Annotated in this window: 12 protein-coding genes; 11 read left to right on the top strand and 1 reads right to left on the bottom strand. The window is 60.5% G+C overall.

Features of this window, described 5'->3' with window-relative positions; translation table 11 throughout:
• Window positions 1–1,356 precede the first annotated feature (1,356 nt).
• From O1W68_RS18690 to O1W68_RS18740, 11 genes are all read left to right on the top strand, one after another.
• Window positions 1,357–2,178, top strand: coding sequence for a hypothetical protein (locus tag O1W68_RS18690; protein ID WP_269306115.1), 822 nt, complete (start codon window positions 1,357–1,359; stop codon window positions 2,176–2,178).
• 133 nt (window positions 2,179–2,311) lie between these two features.
• On the top strand, window positions 2,312–2,887 hold the full coding sequence (locus O1W68_RS18695) for a TerD family protein (RefSeq protein WP_269306117.1): 576 nt from the start codon (window positions 2,312–2,314) through the stop codon (window positions 2,885–2,887).
• A gap of 177 nt (window positions 2,888–3,064) precedes the next feature.
• Entirely contained in the window at window positions 3,065–3,475 is a 411-nt protein-coding gene (locus tag O1W68_RS18700) for a hypothetical protein (RefSeq protein WP_269306118.1), read from the top strand.
• Window positions 3,472–6,258 (top strand): hypothetical protein, encoded by a 2,787-nt coding sequence (locus tag O1W68_RS18705; RefSeq protein WP_269306120.1) that lies wholly within the window; start codon window positions 3,472–3,474, stop codon window positions 6,256–6,258. The genes O1W68_RS18700 and O1W68_RS18705 overlap by 4 nt, the downstream gene beginning before the upstream one ends.
• Window positions 6,259–6,313: 55 nt before the next feature.
• Window positions 6,314–9,919: a tubulin-like doman-containing protein gene (locus O1W68_RS18710; RefSeq protein ID WP_269306122.1), complete on the top strand. Its 3,606-nt coding sequence runs from the start codon at window positions 6,314–6,316 to the stop codon at window positions 9,917–9,919.
• Window positions 9,919–12,627, top strand: coding sequence for a hypothetical protein (locus O1W68_RS18715; protein ID WP_269306124.1), 2,709 nt, complete (start codon window positions 9,919–9,921; stop codon window positions 12,625–12,627). Before O1W68_RS18710 ends, O1W68_RS18715 begins: the two co-directional genes overlap by 1 nt.
• 1 nt (window position 12,628) lies before the next feature.
• Complete coding sequence (locus O1W68_RS18720; protein WP_269306125.1) at window positions 12,629–15,040, top strand: hypothetical protein; 2,412 nt, start codon at window positions 12,629–12,631, stop codon at window positions 15,038–15,040.
• Complete coding sequence (locus O1W68_RS18725) at window positions 15,037–17,757, top strand: GAP1-N2 domain-containing protein (protein ID WP_269306126.1); 2,721 nt, start codon at window positions 15,037–15,039, stop codon at window positions 17,755–17,757. Before O1W68_RS18720 ends, O1W68_RS18725 begins: the two co-directional genes overlap by 4 nt.
• A gap of 40 nt (window positions 17,758–17,797) precedes the next feature.
• Window positions 17,798–18,832 (top strand): hypothetical protein, encoded by a 1,035-nt coding sequence (locus O1W68_RS18730; protein ID WP_269306127.1) that lies wholly within the window; start codon window positions 17,798–17,800, stop codon window positions 18,830–18,832.
• Window positions 18,829–19,986, top strand: coding sequence for a TRAFAC clade GTPase domain-containing protein (locus O1W68_RS18735; RefSeq protein WP_269306129.1), 1,158 nt, complete (start codon window positions 18,829–18,831; stop codon window positions 19,984–19,986). Before O1W68_RS18730 ends, O1W68_RS18735 begins: the two co-directional genes overlap by 4 nt.
• A 15-nt stretch (window positions 19,987–20,001) precedes the next feature.
• Window positions 20,002–20,595: a hypothetical protein gene (locus O1W68_RS18740; RefSeq protein ID WP_269306131.1), complete on the top strand. Its 594-nt coding sequence runs from the start codon at window positions 20,002–20,004 to the stop codon at window positions 20,593–20,595.
• 19 nt (window positions 20,596–20,614) lie between these two features.
• Here O1W68_RS18740 and O1W68_RS18745 read toward each other — a convergent pair whose 3' ends face one another.
• Window positions 20,615–20,923: a hypothetical protein gene (locus O1W68_RS18745; protein ID WP_269306132.1), complete on the bottom strand. Its 309-nt coding sequence runs from the start codon at window positions 20,921–20,923 to the stop codon at window positions 20,615–20,617.
• Window positions 20,924–21,195 lie beyond the last annotated feature (272 nt).

Genomic DNA, 21,195 nt, shown 5'->3' on the forward strand with positions numbered 1-21,195 from the left:
TTGCGCACGATGTCTTCCGCGGAGTTCCGCTTCCGTCCAGCCATGTTCTCCATAGTCCTATCCGCCCAGCTCATGGGCAACAAGACTCTAAAACATGATGGCCCCGTTCGCCGGGGACACGCCAGAACTGCTGTGACTCGTGGTCGAGCGTAGCTCTGAGGTCGTCATCGCTCGCGCCTCGCCGGATTGGCAACGCGGCCTTCACAGCGCACTTGACGATTTGGTCGGTCACGTCTTCCGCGGAAAAACGCCACGATTGCTCTATAAGGGCCGGCGACCATGATCTCGGTATCCGTAACCGTGTCTTGGCAGTCGATGTGGATGGGACCGGTCGCGGTCCGGATCGGTATCTAGCAGCTGATGGTCGTCTTGCCGGCGCCGGTGGTCTCGATCATGAGTCACCATGGTGCGCCTCGAGCACTCCAAGAGTCCGCCGCACTCGCCTGCCAGGTAGTCCGGTCGACGGATCCACACGTGCTGGATGCCTGAACGACGCCGAAAATGGCTCGCGTGCGCTGTTTCTGGAGATCGATGCGGTATAGATGGTTATTCTGCCTTTGCCCGAAGTGATGCTGCTCGAGCATTACTATCTCTTGACCGCGCGACCCCGGTCAATTGCACCCTGTAGTCAGCTGCTCTTCCAGCGCAGGCGCCCATCCTTCGCTGTGCCGCACACCATGGCGGTACCGGCCTTGGTTACTCCTGGGGCACCCGGCACATCACAGAATGACCCGGGTTGAACGACACCAGGAAGTGATTCGGACGGGTCTGGCACTGGTACAGCCGGCGGCGTGTAAGCCGGTGGTGGTGGCGTGTATGCGGGCGGAGGAGGCGTGTATGTCGGTGGCGCCGGCACATACACCGGCGGTTCTGTGGCGACCATCGGCGGGATCGTGGTAGCTGTCGTGGTGGTCGCTGTTGGAGTTGTAGTGCGCGTCGTTGTCGTTGTCGTTGTCGTTGTCGGTCGGGCAGTCGTGTCGACCTGGGGGAGGGGCGGCACGGTGACTTGTACGGGGTCGCCTGTTTCGACGTTCGAGTCTTCCGCTGAGCATCCCCCCAGCACAAGCGCGCTAAGCGACAAACAGACTGCAGTGGCAGTCACGCGCTGATGAAGCGAGGTTTTACGAGATACCGTACGGAACTTCAAGTAATCGCCTGCATTCGATTTGTGCGGGGCTGAGTGCGCCCACGTTCAGTAGGAGACTTCGGCTGGACATTACTATGCGTTACATCGCTACCTGATGAAACACATTGCCGCAGTTCCCCGATGCCCTGACGGACAACCTCTGACTGAACAGGACCACGATGCTGCCACCGTTTTCACCCAGCCTGAAGGAAAAGGACGCTACCAAGTGGATGGAGTCGCTTAGTGGTGTCATCGGCGAGGGAGAAGAAATACGGGCGCTGGCACGGATCAGCACGTTCAGACCGCTGACAGATGGACTGGCGATAACAAATCGTCGTTTGATTCTCTTCCTGAGCACAAGCCTGGATTCCAAGGGGCCGCTGGTTGAGATAAGTGCACTCGAGATCGGTGCCTGCGAGATCAAAATGCGTGCCGCAGGTCGCACTCTGGTGGTATGCGCCGATGGAAGAGAGCCGCGGAACGTCGCAACGGTGAAGGCTTCGGATGCAGACTTCGTCGTCGCTCGAGTGAACTCCATCGCCGACGCGCGGACAATCGAACGTCCAACAGTCGACGTTTACGACCCATTCACCACACCGTGGGTAGAGCCAACGGCTGCCCAAGGGTTCGGGCCGCCGGGACCGACCTCCCAGCCACCGCTTACATCGGAGCTCTCAGAGAACGTCGAAACCACTGAATGCTCGGTGAAAACCCCGTCAGCGGACGTAATCGTCGAGGGGCAGGCGCCTTCGCGGAAGCGTCTGGTACCACTCTGGAAGACGATTCCAGCCTGGGCTTTCATCGCGTTCTTTTCACTCGGTGTGGTGGCGGGTGCTTTTGCTGATAGTGACAACATCTCGCTGGTGGCGCTGTATCTGTCTTTGCTACTGATCCCACTCCTCGCCTTGTCGAGGGCACGACGTAACTCGATCCGGCGACGCGCGAAGTCGGCAGGCACGACTCCCAGGTTCGGGTTTGCGGAGAGGAACTGGCTTCCGGTTGGGATCGTTCTCGGTGCCGCTTTGTTTGTCGTGTTCGGCGTGACATCTTAGGGTCATTCAAACGGACTAATTGTGACTGTTCACAGTGTTCGCAAAGCATTTATCTGTTAAAAGTAAAGAGCTGTGCTCGTATGTAGTCCAAAACGATCGATCTCGATCTCTGCGTCGAAGAAGGAGTCGGATCATGAGCGTGACCTTGGCCAAGGGTGGAAACGTCTCCCTGAGTAAGCAGGCACCGAGTCTCACCGCCGTTACTATCGGACTGGGCTGGGATGTCAGGTCGACCACAGGTGGTGACTACGATCTCGACGCAAGCGCCATTGCTCTCGGGGGCAACAAGAAGGTTCTCAACGAGCTCTTTTTCGTCTTCTACAACAATCTGAAGTCGCCTGACGGGGCCATCGTGCACACCGGCGACAACAGAACCGGTGAGGGCGAGGGTGACGACGAAAGCATCGACATCGACCTCGCCGCATTGTCTCCCGAGATCGTATCCATTGTGTTCCCCGTTTCGATTCACGCTGCCGAAGAACTCGGACAGAACTTCGGGCAGGTAGTCAACGCGTTCATTCGCGTCGTGGACAAGGCGGACGGACGCGAACTGGCTCGATTCGATCTGAGCGAAGATGCCTCCACCGAAACAGCAATGGTGTTCGGTGAGCTGTATCGGCACGCTGAGGAATGGAAGTTCCGAGCCGTCGGCCAAGGTTATGCTTCGGGTCTGGCCGGAATCGCCCGCGACTTCGGAATCAACGTCTGAGGTAGGCCATAGGCCGCCGATGCGGTCGGCCGGCACTTGAAACGCCCGCCATCGCCGATGAATTCATTACGAATGAGTCTCAGCAGTAACGCAATAGATAGAATCGTCGATTCCTCGGGAAACGGTTCGCGTTGCGTCATCGTCTGCGAACCCGAGTCAGTCTGAGGAGACCACGCATTGGCTTCATCACCGGATCCGTTCGGTTACGGCAACGACAGAGGATCCGGTTCACCACCGCCTCTGCCGTCTCATCAGCCGGCTGGCGTCCAACCGAGCTCCTCGCTTTCGGTCGCAGGTCCACCCTCGGCCTACCTCTTGGCTTCCGGTGCACTTGCGTTGATCGGTCTTGTCGTGGGAGTCGCGCTCGGAGCCTCCGGCCCGCTGGCGGTAATCGGATGGGTGCTCGCCGGGCCAGCAGCGATAGGGGTGCTGTCGGCATTCACTCTGCTGGACACCAATCGGAGGGCACGTCCTGTCTACGCCGAACCAACGTGGATCCGGCCGGCGTACTGGGCCGTCCTGGCTATCGCGGCAATCGGAATAATTGTCTGCGCGCTGCGCATCGCTGACTGGATTGGTCGACTGTGAACAAAGCGAAAGCCAGCGCACTACTCACCGCTGCATTGGTAGGGCTCGGCGCCACGGTGGCGATCGCTTTGGCACCAGTGGCGGCTGCCGCTCCCGGTGGCGCCGCCGTATCTGACTTCGGCGCATGCCTCGCGGCGCAGCGCAGCGGCGACTTACTACTCATGATCGATGAATCTTCGAGCCTCCAAACATCAGATCCGGACGGCGCGCGAATCACGTCGGCCAACTATCTGCTGGATCAACTCGCGAAATTCCAAGATTCGTCAGGGATCGATCTCGATGTCGCGATAGCGGGGTTTGCCGATACCTACTCTGTCGAATCCAACTGGACACCCCTTGGCTCAGGAACTCTTCCGGCACTCAAAAGTTCGGTCGACGAGTTTCGTGATCGCACAAACGGAATCGACACCGACTACTGGTTGGCGCTGGATGGCGCTCGAGCGTCGCTCGGGGACCAGACCCAGGCCGCCGACGGGGTAGACCCCTGTCAAGCAGTTGCATGGTTCTCGGATGGCAAGATCGACTTCACCTCGCGCAGCGATACACGCAAGCCATACGCTCCCGATCAGCCGCTCGATACTGCTGAAGACGTGACGCGCGTGGTGGGGGCAGCCACTGAGTCCATCTGTCGCCCCGGTGGTGTGGCCGATCAGCTCCGTTCGTCAGGCGTTGTACTGTTCGGTATCGGCCTCGCCGCGGGTACAGCATCTCCAGCGGACTTCGATGTGATGCGATCGATCGCGACCGGTGAGCGCACCGGCTCGGCACTATGCGGCAACATCACGACACCCAGCCCTGGTGACTTCTACCTGGCTCAGAACATCGACGACCTGCTCTTTGCGTTCGATGCCTTCTCCACGCCCGGTCAAGCACCGCTCACTCGCGAATCCGGGGTTTGTGCCCTCACCGTGTGTGAAGAAGGGAAACATCGGTTCGTACTCGACGATTCGATCGATTCCGTATCCGTACTGGCCTCGGCAGATGTCCCAGGGTTGATACCGACACTGGTTGCGCCGGATGGCTCCGAGCTGCCACTTCCGACATCAGAGGCAGATGTGACTGCAAATGTTGCGGGTGTGGACGTCGCCTACCGCTGGCAGTCGGCAAGAACCCTGTCCTTCGACATGGCCAATCCAGGTGCCGAACAGTGGCAAGGCGTGTGGGCTTTGGCTTTCGTCGATCCGACGGGCGATGCTGCAGGAGCTCGCTCCAAATCGAATATCCATATCTCAGGAAATCTATTTCCTGAGTGGAAAGGGCAACGCACTACCGCTATTCACAGTGGCGAATCGGATGTGCCAGTCGATCTCGGTATCGTCGATGCGGCTCGAAACGAGGTAGATCCGAATGCGTTGCTCGGAACTGCCGCCCTGTCAGCCACTCTGATCGAGAGCGACGGACAACAGACAGTCGTCGGTGCGAGCATCCCGAAGGACCAGATCTCCGAGCCCCTGCGACTGGACTTGACCGACGTTGCCCCAGGACAGGCAACCGTGCGCCTTACTCTCGATGTGACTACAGCGGACGCTACGACACCGAGTGGCGCCATCGAACCCGGGACGGCTCTCGCACCACAGTCCGTCGACATCCCGTTGGCCGTTGCACCACCGATCGGCTTTCCGGCCTTGCCGCGGACCGTCGACTTCGGCACCCTCGAAGGCGCAGGGACGTTCTCGGCTGATCTGCCGGTCACCGGTCCAGGGTGTGTCTGGCTGCCGCAAGAGATGACGGCGGCAATCCTCGGGTCGCCGGACGGTGTCGGGAGTGTCGGTGTATCGACCTCGGGAGCTGCAACCGTCGACTCTTGCCAGGAGCTCGGTGATGGCCAGGACGGTACATTCCCACTCGCACTGCAGGTGGAGGACGCAGCCAATGGTCCGATCAACGGAACCGTGCAGTTGATGGTCGCCCCCAACGGAGAAGCAGACCGTGCGTTGCCCATCGACGTCGAATTCCGGGCAGAACTGGAAAAGCCCCTCGATACCAGCAACGCTCTACTTGCCCTGCTCGTTGCACTCCTGCTCGGCCCGGGTATCCCACTGCTGATGTTGTACGGCGGAAAGTGGTACACGGCGAAAATTCCTGCTCGCACACTCAAAGGGCAGCAGTTCCCCGTCACGATCGCGGGCAGCACGGTCCTTCGCAGCGGTTCACCTTTTGCATTGACCGATCGCGACCTGATCGAGGTCGTCCGTGGTCTCGATTCGCCGGCACGATCGCTCGATGTCGCCGGCGTCCAGCTACGTACACATGTTGGATGGTCACCTGTCGGAGCGGGATTCGTGACGGTATCGTCGCCGGGGCGTGTAGGCGCCTCGTCCGTTATACCGGCGACACACGGCAAGAATTTAGAGGCAAGATTGCCTTTGGCGGTCCACAACACCTGGGTTGTACTTCATGATCCGCAGGGCCCCGCAGACTCGGCCACGGTCGTGTTGTTGATCGGTGACGACGCAGGCCCTACCGTTCGGCGGTCGGTCGTCGAAGACATGACGAACCGTTTGCCTAATGTGCTGGCAACGCTCCGTTCTTCCATCAACCCTGAGTCGAATCCCTCCGCACCGACGTCGCCGGCCGCCGGCCCCTCCGGTTTCGATCCCTTCGGGGGCGGCAGCGTCTCCCCGTCCAGTGCCGGCAACAACGACCCATTCGGTGGCGGACCCAGCAGGACTACGCCCACCCCTCGAACCCAGGAACCGTTCGGTGGACCTTCCGGAGGCCAGGGACCGACGCAATCGGGCCCGTCCAGTAAGCCATTCGATCCTTTCGGCGACGGTCGATGACAGCACGTACAAGAGCACCGAAAATGCGTAAATCAGCTAATGGAGAGGTAGACGAATGAGGCGTTTTCTCGTCGTCGGATGCGGCGGTTCCGGTGGAGCCACGCTGGCGTACATGATGGATCAGCTCCGCTCCGACCTCGCCTCCCACGGCATCGAAGGTATTCCAGCCGGATGGCAGTTCATCCATCTCGATGTTCCGACGGCTCCTTCGCCCGGGCCCGACGGAATGGGGCATGTCCGTGATCAAGGCGGCACCTACGTCGGAACGGGTCCACAGAGCGACAGCTACAGCGTTCTCGACAATGCGATGAGCCAACAATTCATCGGCAAGCAGCGCCTCGACTCCATCGCGACCTGGGCACCTCGTGATCCGTCTGCGGTACACACTCCGCTGAGCACCGGAGCAGGACAATTCCGCGCTCTCGGCCGCATGATCACTTTGAGTCGTGCGGCTTCGGTTCGGGAACGGCTCGAAACTGCTTGGGGCAAGCTCAATCTCGTAGAGACCGATACAGAGATGCGAAATCTCGATATTCCGGGTGCCGGCAAGTACGACCCAGGTGAACGGCCTGTCGTTCTGGTTGTCTCGTCGATGGCAGGTGGTGCTGGGGCATCGATGGCATTGGACATTTGTCGCTTGCTCACCCTGATCACTGGAGTCGATCCGCGGCTCATGGGGGTGTTCATGGTCGCTCCGGATATTTTCGACGGTCTCGACGCCTCCGCCACCACCGGAGTCCGCGCCAATGCGCTCGCCATGCTCGGTGAAATCGTGGCCAGTCAAACGGGATCCGCACGAGACCACGATGTCTCGATTCTTCGCGCACTCGGACAGCAGAACGGTGAAGGGGAACTCATTCCCTTCGCCCGGGTGTTCCCAGTGGGCCGATACGTCGGTGCCGAACAGACGCTGTTCGGCGACGGTACCCCCAACGCGATCTACCGTGGTCTCGGTCGAGGACTGTCGGCGCTGATGATGAGCCAGTCGGCCACCCAGCAATTCGTCGAGTGGGATCTGACCAACGGTGGTGGAATCGCAGGCAGCCGTGAGTACCTCGGCTGGGGAAACAAGACCTGGAACACGTTGCCGTGGGGATCGTTCGGATTTGCGAGTCTGAGTATGGGCCGTGATCGTTACGCCGAGTATTCATCCCAGCGACTCGCACGAGCGAGCGCGGACAAGCTGCTCCGTGGACATGTGCAGCCAGGGAATCGCGCATCGGAGGATGAGCAGGCCGCAGCAGTTCTCGACAATCAGTGGGGCAACATCTGTGCAGCGCTGGGGCTTCCGACCGGACACACAGACGCGAACGCTCTTCCCCAGGACATCGGAATGTGGATCACGACGACGGTCCTACCCCGGTCCGAAGTGTCGACGCTCGCAACCCACGTGATCGACGACTCGCTCCGCGACTACATTCCGTCCGGCAACGGTCTCAATGCTGCTGCGTGGGTCCCGGAGGTCCATCGGAACCTCAACGGCAGGCGATCGGCGTTGCTCTCCGGTGCCCAGAACGCCGCTTACTCGGCAGCGTTCCGTTGGCACCTCGACTTTGCGGACAAACTCGAGAAGGTCGTTGGCGACGCTGTAGCCGAACTCGGCCTTCCTTATGCGACGGCTCTCGTCAAGCGGGTGTCGAAGTACATGCAGAACGTGGTTCTGCCGACGGCACAGGACCTCGCGAAGCAGGCACCGGGAGACATCGCCGAACCACCAGAAGACGTACGCGCAACCTTGGCTGCGCTCAAGGGCACTTTGTCGAACGCACAAGAAGTCGTCGTGAGCGTGCTCGACGGCACCCGCCGCATCGTAGAGCGTCAGATCTACGCGACACTTTCGTCGCATCTGAGCGCAGCGTCGGGCGCGATGGTCGCCGAGGTGTTCGACCCCTTGGTAGCTGCGCTGAACGAATCTCACACACTGCTTCGGCAAGCCTCGGTGGAACAACCGCGTGATCTCGGTCTGGCTCGATTGCAGACCGATCAATATGCGGCGTGGCCGTCCGATTCGGACGAAAAGGTTCCGTCTCGGTTCGCCGAGGCAAACAACGAAGTGATGCTGACCAGTTCGAGCGACTTCAAGATGCGATACGAGCTGGACCTTCCTGCCGCGACCGGAAGCAGTGCAACGGATCGGCGAGCGTTCGGTGACTCCGTCGCTCGGGCGGCGGCTCAGGTCATCACAGGCCTGTGGCCCACCATCGACGGCAGTCGTGCACCAGGGGAGACAGTTCGGCTCGTCGAACGCACCGCGTCGTGGCGCTCACGGGTCTTTCCGACGAACCCAGCAAGCGGAGAGTCCATCATCTCCTCACCCGCGGCATACAACGTGCACACCCGGCCTCATGAGCTGCTCGCCAGAGCCCGCAAGTTCGTCAGCCGCACCGGAGAATCATTCGACAAATTCTGCTCGGTTTCCTTGCACGACTTCGTCACCGGGGGAGGTGCCGCCGAATCGGAACTGGCAGGCCGACGTCGAGACCTGGTGTCGAAGTTCGGCGAAGCCATCGCGCTCGCAAGACCTCTGGCCAGCGTCAACGAGACTGCGATGCAAGCGATTCACAACGACCAGCAGATGAAGTACCGCTTCAAGTTCTCAGCGATCCCGTTCGACGGACAGAGTATTGCCGACGATCTCTCCGCCGAACTCGAACGAAGTGTGCGGATAGACCAGACGACCAAGGACGTTCTGGTCAACGCACTGACCGATGAGAAGCAGATCAAGCGGATCGACATCTTCGGTTCGTACCCCAACTACTCCCCGCTCGCATACAACTCGGTAATCGGTCCGGCCTCCCGACAATGGCTGGAGTCTTCACCGTCGCAGCGTAAGGCGTTCTGGCACTTGCGTCGTGCACGTCCGTTGGCTGCCTCGTTGCCGATGCACCAGTCCGAGCGTCAAGCGATGGTCGGAGGCTGGCTGCTCGGGCAGATCCTCGGACGAATCTTCCTCCCGAAATCGCCGTTCATCGAACCGGCACGGATCTGGGACGGTGAGGCTGGGAGATGGCTCAACTTTCCGAACCCGTTGCTGACTCCGCCATCGGAGTTCGCTGCCGACTACGATTGGCTGCCGGCTGTGATCGAGTCGGTTTTGTTGGCGATGGCTCAGTCGCACGAACCGCCGGTGATGTCGTCGATGCAGCCCTACCGTGCGCTCAGAAGACTCTACGACTCCTCGACCGAGGACGAGGTCAGCGGCATCTTCGCTTTGTCAGCAGCTGCACACCTGACCGACTGGCTCCGGACCGGAAACACCGGAACCGGGTTGGCCTCGGCAGTTGCCGATACCGGTGAATCTGTCACTCCACAGGATCGCGCCGCCAGAACGAAGGCCTGGCTCGAGGAGGAGCGTGCCTTCGTAGGCAAGCACTACATGCCTGCTGGCTCTGGCGGGGCCGTCGGCGAGGCAGGCGCCGTCGGTGGCGGAGTCTTCTCCAACATCACCGTTCGGGCGCAAGCAACGAAAACTCCTATCTACAGGGATCTGGCACCAGACGTGTTCTGGGGCACCGGTAAGTTGATTTCGCTGATCGACGAATGCCTCGCCGCTGCACTTGAACCGTCTCGAAGTACCGACACACCGCCTCCCGCGCCTCCGGTCGGATCGTGGTCGACCGGTGCGGACTCGTTCGAGATCCCACAACGAGGAACGAACTGATGGCTGCACTTACTGTTTTTCTTGCGACCCCCGGTGTTGCCGGTGGGATCAAAGATGTTCTGAAGGATCTCTCTGCAGTCGGGTTGATACGCCCGTTCCTATGGGTGGACGGTTCGGAGGCGGATCGTTCGCCAGTGGCCGCAACCAGGGTCGAGCACGGTCGCGAGTACGACACCACGATCGAGGAAGTCGTTGCTTCGCAACGGATTCTCACGCTCCGACTGTCCGTGCTCGTGCCTCTTACCGGACAGTCTCCGGCATTGAGCATCGATACAGAGCGCCGAGTAGCCGAGTTGTTGGCCTCGACCTCGGGTGGAGCTCGCGTCGTGCGGTTGCGGTTGCTCCTCGGCCGACCAGGTTGTGTACCGCCCACCAACACGGTTTTGGCGCTCGACGGTTGGCACAACATCCTGATCGCTCCAGAAGATGCACGCGGCCCGGGTATGGGGCACATCGCACTCTCCGCCGAGGACAACGGTCTCGAAATCGGACGCCATGCGGCGCCGGTTGTGGCGGCTGTGTCCGGGCTATGGGCCGACGTCGAACATGCCCCCTTCGATGACAAGCCCGTCCTTCCCGGCAACTTACTCAGCCTTACGCGCTCGTTCTACCGACGTTTGGACACTTCGGAGGTCGAAAATTCGCTGCGCAGACAGATATTCGAACAAGACGGCCAATTGCCTCTACCCCGCGAAGGTGGCGCGCCCGTCACGTACATCGATGATGTACAGCTGGCGACGCACACGATGGCCCGCAATCTGTGGGACAAGCATCGCGCAGTACTGATGGGTGACCGCGTCCCCTATGCCGTCGAGCAGACCCAGATCATTGGATTCTGGGCTGCTTTGAAGATGTTCTTTTCGTTTCTCGGTGCAGCGCTCCGCAATGCACCTGCGGCTTGGTATGCACGTGTAGTCGACAGCGTCTCTTCCTCCGTCGCCGGAGCCGTTCACTCAACGGTGTTCGGCGAGAATCCGTCTGCCTACGAGGTGGTGGCCAACGGTCGCACAACACAGGGGCGGTCGGCCAGCTGGTTCCAGGTAGGTTCGGCCACGCACCAACTGCGCAGTTCCATAGAGTCGATGGACGACGAACGACACCATGCTGCGCGCGCGGACCTCTCCGACCTTTGGCAGGACTACTCACGTGCTGCGATGACTCTTGCAGATGGGGGTGCGAGGTCTGCCGAGTTGCCGCCAGTGCAGATCGGCGCGAGCCGAGGTGTCCTACGACGGGCATCGGACGTAGTACCGGGGCCGGCCGAACAATTCGATCGCATCCCTGGTGTCGTTGCCGCAACGGTCGAAGTCGACAGCGTCGACGCGACCGACGTGATCGGTGCGAGCCAGCTTCGAAGCCGGTTGAGCGAATTCGACCAGGACGCGTCGTTGGGTATCGAAGCGCGCCGGACCGGCTCAGCACTCGACGAGTGGCGCTCGCGGACGGGCAATAGTTTCGCCGTTGCTGTGGGCACCACACTCGCGCGCAACTTCGACGACCGCCATCGTGAAGTCAAGGACTTGCTGGCGAGGCTCCGGGCGCACGCAGACAGACCGGCACCCGCAGAGAGCAAGGGACACAACAAACTTGCGCGGTGGATTCAGATCACGTCGGTGATCCTGGTGTTGGTGATCGCGGCGTCGGCGGTCGGGATCGCGCAAGCATGGTTCGACTGGTGGATCGGCGCCCTCGTCATCGTGGGATCGATCGTTCTGTGGATCGTCGTACTCGTGTCCGTGTTCCTGCGAGGGCAACGCGACCTGTTCCAGGACCTGAACAGACGTAAAACTGCAGCAGCGAACGAGCAGGCGGACGAGGCGAATCTCAGAACTGCACTACGCGATTTGGATCGGTTGAGCGACGCTTACTCTCAGTACCTCTCATGGAGTCGAGCGCTGGGCGCGTTCCTCGCTGAACCATTGGGGCCGAACACATTTCAGCGGTCGCGTGAGGGCAGGATTGCGTGGGGTCTACCCAAGAACACAGCCATCGGGTATGCGAATCCACACCCAGATCAACTGGCGAGCACCGCGGAATACCTTCGGCAGGATCTGTTCGGTCTGGGCTGGCTCAGTACACCCTGGGAGCGGGCAATGGTCAACGCCGGAGAGTCCTTGGGCAGCGATGGTCGAGATATCAAAGCCGATCCGACGCTGTTGTGGCGAGCTCCGGGAAGCGGATCTGGGTCCTCATTGGACCGTTGGTCGAGAGACTTCTTTCGAGGATCGTTCGCCTCTACCGGTGCCGCTTTGATGTGGGACAAGGCGCGGACGAACCTGATGGGTCCGAAGTCGGAACTCGTGCAGTCGCTTACCGGACAAATCGAAGTTCTTCTCGACGGCACCAAAACATTCGTGCCATTGAACGACTTCCTGGCGGGGGTCGCGGACGCACCTGGCCAGGGACGAGTCGATCATTTCGATCGCGGAATGGTCACCGACCTTGCAACCACACAAGGTATGACTGCAGTCAAGGACGATGTCCGGCAGCGTGGTTGGGCCGGTATCGGGACGGTCAGCGTTGCAACACAGATCAGCGACGGACTGTCCGTCGACCAGTTGACCGTCGGATCGGGCGACACAACGGTTGTGGCCGCACAGGACTGGACGGTCCCGGAGATGCCCGACCGTCACAGCGTCGCAGAGTCGAGGCCGGTTGACGCTCCCGAAAGCTACGACCCACCGCAGAACAGAGAGTTCAGATTCTGACATGGCGACAGATAAGCAGGCTCGACGCTCCACGGCGTTGACCCAGTGGGCACAGGCCGCAGCAAGCGTGGGTTTCGGTGTTCCGACTGCCCGCGACATACAGACGATCTCGAGCGATCCCGACGGGTGGTCGAAGTCAGGGGTGTCACCCGCGGCGTCCGACTGGGCCGACACGATCACTCATATCAATCACCAGATCAAGTTCGGGATGGACCCGTTGGAGGTGCTCCGCCACCTCCCGGAGGAGTTACGAACTCCGCGAAGCGGTCCGGCCAAGCCCACGATCGCCACCTCCAGCTCCACGTCCCCGGACGTCGAGAAGCCGACTCCGAAAGCGCCGGACACCAAAGCAGGGGAGCGGACACCTATCGACGCGTTGTTGGCGTGGCGAGCGGATCGGATTGCAGCAGGCGATACCGCTGCAGCGTCGATCAAGGACGTCACGTTTCACAACCTGATCAAGTACGGCCATACCTCAGCGACGCAGATTCGCAAGCAATTGCGAGGACCATCGGTGTCCTTGGCGGGGAGTATCGCCGAGGTCTTCTCGAACGCAGGTGCAAAGGATACGAAAGCGGAAGCCGAAGTGCCGAGTGCTGTTGCCCCGGTCGAGGAAAGCACCAGGGTGGATCCCGCCCCAACTTTTGTCGTCCCGCCGGGGACCGCGCGCCACGGAAGAAAGGACGAGCCGCAAGCGTCGACACCGTCGCCCGCTCTTCCAAACAAGTCCGAGTTCAGTGGTCTCGAGTCCTCGGACTTCTGCGAGTACAACTTCGAGAGCACGTTCCAACCCGAGCCACTGAAGGTATCCAACGCCGGTGATGGGCGCCGGTTGTCATGGTCACCGCACCCCGATGCCGACGGCTCGATCGCCATCTATCGTGTGATCTCGGGTGAGATCAACGCACCGTACAAGCCTGAAGCAGGTGAGCTCCTGGGCGTGACATCACTTACGACGTGGGTCGACGACCGACCGCCGACGTCTGCAGTCCGCAACTATCAGGTGTGGTGCCATCGCGGACATGATGCTGCGGACGCGACGATGCAACAGCCCGACAAGATTGCGTACGGCGAAGCGGTAAGTCCTGTGACGGGATTCGAGCTCACCGAGGACGTGGGCCGGGTGATCGGCCGATGGTCGGCTTTCCAGGGGACCAGAGCTGTGCGTATCTATCGAATTCCCCTGGACGGTATGTCCCCGGTATCCAACGATCCCCGATACCAGATCGAACAACACGCCGACAACCTCACCGGCTTCGTCGACGAAGATGTGGTGCGTGGCCAAAGGTACTTGTATCGGGCAATCTCGGAGGTCTCGGTCGCTGATGGCGTGCGACAAGCCGCGCCGTCGCAGGGCGAGATTCTGGTTTCCGTCGTTCTCGAACCAGTAGAAGACCTCACAGTCCACCCGGACCCGGATCCGAACAAGCCCTCCTTCGAACTGGTTTGGACGACACCCGAATCCGGCCATGTTCTCGTTTACCGCACCGAGACTCCACCCGACGCTGGGCTGCGTTTCGCAGTCCTGGCGGAAGGTGCAATCGAAGTAGAAGGCTTGTCTCGCCAAACCCAACTCGCTCAACCTATCGAGGCTGGTGAGGGTGGCACGTCGCGGATGCGGAGAATTCCCTGGCCTGCGGGCTGGGACCGCGCGTATCTCACACCGGTCACCCTTCTCAACGGTTCGGCTCGCGTCGGGAAGACGACCGTGCAGACCCGCCCGATCTCGCCGGTGACCGACGCGCGGATAGTGGAGCGTTGCGCAAACCAGCTGGTGACCTTTGGCTGGCCGAAGGCAGCAGCGAGTGTGTACGCGTACTACGGGCCTAGAAATCATGTGCCCGAAAATCTGCTGGAAAGTCAACCGAATCTGGAGATTTCGGCGACCCAGTACAAGCGCGACGGGGGTTTGTCCTTCAAGCGGCTACCACCCGGAGGTTGTTCTGTACATCTCGTTCCGATCGCTTACTCGCGCGGTGAACGGGTGGCCGGCACGGTAACCACTTTGGACTACAAAGGTCTCGCAAGTATTTGGTATCTGCTCAATCGAATTGTGACACCGAACGGTGGAACCCGTCTGGAGATCACAATGGGCGCCGATGGCGACCTGGAGCCACCTGCCCCGTTCACTTTGGTCTACAACCACGAAAGGCTACCCCTCAGCGCACGAGACGGTGAGGCTCTGCTGTTGAGCGATCAGAACGATCATTCCGGTCGCGAGATGCGGCAGTTCCTTCCCCCACGCTTGGTCCCACAGTGGACTCCGACCGGCTGGAGTGCAGACGCAACCAACCGCCGCGGATATGTCAGATTGTTCTTGGACATAGATTCGGCGCGAGCGAAGTCGTATGCGTTGCTGGACCCGCCTGTCGCACAGCTTCTCTTGGAGCCCGATGCGAGACCGGACCGGTGACACCGTCGGCTCCGACACGTTTCGCACACCTGATCTACACGTCGTTCGACGACGGCTCGGGTAGTGGAGGCGGATGGCAAGTCAAGGATGTCTCAGGAGACCTGGATCCGGCCGAGCGTGACGCTCTGACGGCCTGGGTATCGACTCGATTCGATCTGCAGCCGGTGTTGGAACGGTATCCGACGCCGGAAGCAATCGAAGGCCGCGAGCGTCGGTTGATGTACGCCGCGGTACCGGGTGGTGCGGCCTACTGGCATACCGCCGAAGCAGGCACCGATGGATCTGGTCGTCCGGGAAACATCTTCGCGCACGTTGTGTTGGACCGTGCCATCGACGATCCGATCCCGGCCTTTCGGCCTATTCAACTGTGGTTGTCGCCCTCCTGGTCGATGCCGTACGGGCCGGCGGCCACGAGATCCGCAGTTGTATCTTCGACGTCGCTTCCGGAACCCGGCAGTGCAATTACCCGCGAGAAGGTGCTTGCATTCTTGACAGATGTCAGCGTGTTTCGCCTCGGAGTGCTTCAAGTTCTGCTCGATGCCGTGGCACAGGCGTGGGAAGGTGGACCACCGGTGGTGCTGCTGACCGAGAACTCGGAATCGGGCACCCTGTGGATCGGCGCTGTCAGCTTTTTCATGTCGCCGGCGACGAGCAGGCGATTCAACTGGAGCACTCACGATCGAGCGGGCGCGGTTGTTGAAAATATCGGGAGAAGAGTTCATCTCACCGTCGCCCCTGATTCCGAGAAGGAGTCCCTCCAAGCTCTCAGCGGCATAGTTGTCCTCGACTCACAGGACGATCCGATTTTGGGAGTGCTCGACGGGGTCCCGCATCGTACGCACCACGGGGTCTCGGTCGAGGTCACGCCGTGGTCGATGTTGGCACAAGCGTCGCTGAGCGACTACGCGACCGCTCTGTCCGTCGTCGAACTTCAGGACGCTATAGCGGAGGAGGCGGGTGGTGAAGGGTTGTCGCCGATGTGGCCATTGGCGATCGCAGTGCTGTCGTTCCCAAGTCTGGAAGACGTCAGGCGGGAGGCGTCGAGAGTAGTCTCCGAGCATCGACCGGGATCGCTTGTTCCCGAGTCACGACTCGCGGTAGTGTCCGACGAGATCGATGCGGAATTCGCGCCGCAGTCCGCGGTCGAGGCCATGGCCGCACTTGTTCGCTCGAAGTCGCACGGCCGCAATCCAACTGGCGCTCTCAGTAGCCTGATCAGACTTGCAGTGCGCGACGACGAGTGGATGAGCCTGCATCCCGCCGGTGAGATCGGAGCAGAGTTCGCAGGTTTGGCTCCGTCTGTCTTTTCGACCGATATCAGTGCGCTACTCGGCGAACTCTCAGGCTTGGCGTGTGATCGATTCGCTAAGAAGGCCGACCTGACAGTGCGCCTTCTTCGCATCGCAGACGTGCTCGTAGCGACCAATGCCGATGCGGCAGTGAGTTTCGACCTCGTCGAGCAGTTGTGCCAGGTTTTCGAAAATGTCGCAGCTGAATTGATGGATCCAGCAGCTGGACCGAGGATCGTCGCAACAGTAGGTCGTCGACTGGACGAGCGTACTTTGCGCGTAGTCGTCCGTCGGACTCTTGCGACCATGCCGCGGCTGAGGGAGGTTCGGTTCGGTCACCGATTTTCGGCGGAAGTCATCCGATGGGTCGCTCCATCGAAGTTGGACGTTCCAGCACTGTGTCAGATCGCCGATGAGAAGAATCAGCTCGAGTATCCCTACGACGTCGCGTTGTTCCTGGAGTATGTGTACAGCACGTTGATGCTTGATTGGGCCTCGCCTCCTGAACGGGCTCACGTGCGGGAATATGCCGGCCTTGCCGTGTGGGGAATCCTCGATGACCAACAGGAAAGGGCCGACCCGAGTGACCGATCCGAGGATCTTCGTGCGCTGTGTCGACTGAATACTCTGTCGCCGAGTGACGTCGGTGCCCTGTTCAAAACATTCGGCGAATTCGTTCCGCCCGAAGCCGCGCGTCAAGTGGTTCTGTACGCGGAGGACACTGCTGACTTGGCCACGGTCCTGGCGCACCTCATTGCGGCGGGCCACCGGCCGAAACTTGATGGTTGGCGGGTGAAGTCCGACCAGGTGACCATAGCGTGGGGCGCGTTACGTGGATTGGCAGATTGGGGTGACTTGACTCGCTCCGCTGTCGCGAATTTCATCGATACTTACTTCGATCCGATCATGAATGACTACAACGAACTCTTCGGTCGCAGTATTGCGGCATCAGAACTAGCGCAAGATCTTTCGCAGAAACTTGGACTTCTTTTCTATGTAGCACAGTCGATGGGGCATGATGTTTCGGCTTATACGGCCGAATGCCGTTCGCATCTGATCGCGACTGCCGAGTCCCAGTCCGGTCAGCTTCGTGCCTTGATGGCACGGAGTGTCGTCGATGTGTCTCGCATGGCAGGTAAGTCGTTCATCGATTTCGTCGAGCAGCGCTATCAGCGACCATCGGCACGTCCCTCCAGGGAGGACGAGTTCTTATCCGAACTTGTCCGGAAACAGTTGTATTTGGGACCGTCGGACTCGGATTCACTGCGCGATGCAATGTGGCCTCTCGTTCGTGACATGGCCGCACACGATGCCGAGAGAATCTTTGCGAACTACCCGCGTTGTGTAGGGGAGTGGTTGGAGGCACACGGTATTCGTCGATACATCTCGGATATCAGGCCAAGCGAAGATCGAGGGGCACAGTGGTAGACAATGCAACAATGCAGGATCATCGAAAGGACACCATCTGATGGTTACCTACGTGCTGGACGGCAAGAGTAAAGCCCACCTGCCGAAACGGCCACTGATGGTGTCCATGTCGGTGGTAGGTGTCGCAGGAGCCGCTGCACTCGACGTCCGTCACAGCGGCGTCTCTGATCCCACTGTGATTGCGCACAGCCCCGGGATGCTCATCCTGCCCAGGGTGGAGTACGAGATGCTGCTTGTAGCCATTCCCGCGCAGGGCAATTCGACCTTCCCGAGTGGGACGACGATTCACGTTTCGGTCGCGGTCGATAGTTCGAACGAACCAGACCCTGATCGTGCGCAGCTCACCCCGCGCGATGTGTCAGGTTTGAGTTATCTCGAGCTCGCCACGATCGGTCCCGACGGTGATCGCATTGCCGTAGTCACCCGCTTGGAGGAGCCTGAGATCGAACTCGGGCCCTTGGCGTCGTCAGCGCGGGCCGCGGCCAGGTCGGTGCTCCGCGTCGACCAATTGTCCGATAGTCAGCAGACCATGCTCGACATCCGGGTGGACACCAGTGCCTCCATGTTGCCCGCGATTGCGGATGGCAGTGTGCGCGCGATCATGGAGATACTCGCGGGAGTGTCCACCGTGATTTCGTACGATCGAAATCCCGAAGTAACGATGGTCGGAAACACGTCGGCCGGTCTTCGGTACGGTGGACCTGGTGATCTGGGATCGACGGTCCATGCGCATCTCGAAACAACGAAGCCAGGCATCGGCTTTGGAAATGGCGACCAATTCGACGCCCTGAGACCGGACTCTATGGTCGTCCTCGTTACTGATTCGCCATCAGACTTCGTCGCGAGTGGACGCGAGTCGGCTGATTCGCGATTCGCCTCGATGATCGCGTCGTCATCGCGAGCAGCGCAACGTTGCCGCGCTTTCGCAGGCGCGGTCGTAGTCCCCGCGCCGGACGGCTCCGACACTGCAGACTATCTGGTCTCTCGACCATCAGAGGTCGAGGAAATTGTTCGGTCGTTCCTCCGCCCATTGAACGATCGTATCGCCAACGATGCGCGAGGATCCTCGATATGACCAAGTGCCCCAGGTGCTTCAATCATCTTTCACCCGAGTGGTTTGCGTGGACGGCCGAGACATCGACGGAAACAGAATCGAATGAGCGCGCATCAGCGTACAGCGGCGTCCCCGTGGTTATGGGTACGACGATAGAGTTACGCAAGCCGGAGAACGGGCCTCCTGATTGGACTCCCACTCCTAACTACGCTGAGGAACAGCTCGGCCGGCCTGCTGTGGATTTGTGTCCGATCTGCCATTTCAAGTTACCGGCGTACTGGCGGTGGGGAAACGCCACCTGCATCACGATGGCCGGAGCTCGCGCAACGGGAAAGACTGTCTATATCGCGGTCATGATCAAACAACTGCAGCGTCTCGTGGAGCGGCAGGGGCAATCGGTCGATCCAGCCAACCAAGAGACCGAGCGTAACTATCGCGAGTTCTACGAACGCCCCCTCTATGAGGAACGGGGCCTTCTCGAGCCCACTCCCACCGTCAACACAGCGAGTTCCTACCAGCGGGATCCGCTGATCTTCAGCTTGGGAATCTGGCAAGGAGTCAAGCAGTACTTGGTGATTCGCGACGTCGCTGGTGAGGATCTGGAGAACGCGAATACCGAAGGACATGCCTGGCACTTCTTCGGTCTGGCCGATGCCGTCCTGTTTCTGTTCGACCCGCTGCGCGTCGAGGAGATTGCGCACCAGTTGACGGATCTCATTCCCATGCAAGGCTACCGAGGCGGCGATCCCAGGGTAGTTTTTCGCACGGTCACCGACCTGATCAACCGCCAGACTCCGCGCATTGCAATGATCTTGTCGAAGTTCGATGCATTGCAAGCTCTCCAGAACGTCAACGGCAGCCAATGGAGTGAGATCATGTCCAATCCGGGGGCGGCATTCTCACGCGACCCGGGCATGGACAGCCCGACATACAACGAAGACGATGGTCGGTTGTTGCACGAAGAAGTGAGTAGCTTGCTTCAGCGACTCGATGCGGGCCCTGTGATCCGATCAGTCACGAACACACAGACGGGGCAGGCATACCCTCATCGCTTCTTTGCCGTATCGGCGCTCGGAGACTCACCGGTCGGAAGTCGGCTCCACGACAACGGGATCTCGCCCTTTCGGTGTCTCGACCCCATTCGTTGGGTTCTCTCGGCTAACGGTGTGCTCTAGAACGGAGACGGTTTAATGACGCAGAACGACGATCCTTGGTTCGGCGGGAATGCGGCTTCCAGGCCGCTGCCGAGCACAGATCCCTTCGGTCTCGCTGGGCCGGCCGAGTCGGTGCTCGCTTCGCGCAACTCTTCTGCGGGCTGGACGCCGCGGGGATCTGGTGCGCCGTTGGTTGCAAGACCGATACCCATGCATGTTGCTTTCGGTGTGTTGGCTCTGGCTGCCGTGTTGTCGTTGTTGACCGCTCTTTTAGGTGTGCTGACCATTTTGGATCTGCAGGGTCGCGTTCAAAACCTGGTCGGTATGGAGCCCTCGGGGGCGGCAACCTTGTACACGGACGACTACATCGACGGAGCCACCATTGCTTTGGTCTTCGCAATGGTCGCAGTTGCCGCTGCCTTCGCGTTCGGATATGTCACGTTCGCGCGCGGCGTGTACCAGGGCCAGCACTGGCCACGAACGTGGGCTTCGGGACTCGCGGTGATCTCGTTGTTCGGACTGTTCGGTGGACCCTTGGTCGTGACAATTGTCGTACTCGGGCTCATTGTCGTCGGACTACTTTGGTTGCCGGTGTCGCGGAGGTACTGCGACTATGCATCCACGCGCTGAGCCGGGTCGAGGACTCGAATTAGGTTGCCGCCCGGAGAAATGTCGATGGTAGTGCGCCAGCGTTGGCGTACAACCACTCCAGCTGCCCGTCGACCACTGACGGTGTCCATACCCCGGTGAACGGGTGACCCGATTCGAGAGCATCAGCAAGGTCGGTAAGCATCGCGCTGATCGAGATCCACTGCGGGCCGCCGTCGTCCGCGCCGGCCTCGTCGAAGTCGGTCACGCATCCGTGCGATGGACCGGGCCTGGTGTCGACGAACAGTAGGTTGCCGTCGATGCCCGCGAACGGCACGAACTCTGACAGCCCAATGACCACCGAGCGCACGGACCGAATGGCAGATACCGGAGCGCATCCCAAGGTTCGTGCGCTTCGACCGACCCCGTGTCGAGTACATCGTGGCCCCGAATCCGCCACTGCGGACTCAGTATCCGCTACCGCGCTGCCTGTGTTGGGCAGGGGAGTAGCTGACGCCGACGTCCTAGCGGGCAAAGCCGAATGCGCATGAGATTAATAGTCTCCCCACCAATTAGGCAGTTGAATCCGCAATCGGAGCGCTCTGGAGTGCTCAGTCTCCACTCGAAAGGCGAGCGCAGCAA

This window comes from Rhodococcus sp. H36-A4 (genome assembly GCF_027158005.1).
Classification (GTDB): Bacteria; Actinomycetota; Actinomycetes; order Mycobacteriales; family Mycobacteriaceae; genus Rhodococcoides.

What these genes read in the sequence shown, in the direction of transcription:
- O1W68_RS18690 (WP_269306115.1), top strand. Translation starts at nt 1,357, where the DNA reads ATGGAGTCGCTTAGTGGTGTCATCGGCGAGGGAGAAGAAATACGGGCG.
- O1W68_RS18695 (WP_269306117.1), top strand. Translation starts at nt 2,312, where the DNA reads ATGAGCGTGACCTTGGCCAAGGGTGGAAACGTCTCCCTGAGTAAGCAG.
- O1W68_RS18710 (WP_269306122.1), top strand. Translation starts at nt 6,314, where the DNA reads ATGAGGCGTTTTCTCGTCGTCGGATGCGGCGGTTCCGGTGGAGCCACG.
- O1W68_RS18715 (WP_269306124.1), top strand. Translation starts at nt 9,919, where the DNA reads ATGGCTGCACTTACTGTTTTTCTTGCGACCCCCGGTGTTGCCGGTGGG.
- O1W68_RS18720 (WP_269306125.1), top strand. Translation starts at nt 12,629, where the DNA reads ATGGCGACAGATAAGCAGGCTCGACGCTCCACGGCGTTGACCCAGTGG.
- O1W68_RS18730 (WP_269306127.1), top strand. Translation starts at nt 17,798, where the DNA reads ATGGTTACCTACGTGCTGGACGGCAAGAGTAAAGCCCACCTGCCGAAA.
- O1W68_RS18735 (WP_269306129.1), top strand. Translation starts at nt 18,829, where the DNA reads ATGACCAAGTGCCCCAGGTGCTTCAATCATCTTTCACCCGAGTGGTTT.
- O1W68_RS18740 (WP_269306131.1), top strand. Translation starts at nt 20,002, where the DNA reads ATGACGCAGAACGACGATCCTTGGTTCGGCGGGAATGCGGCTTCCAGG.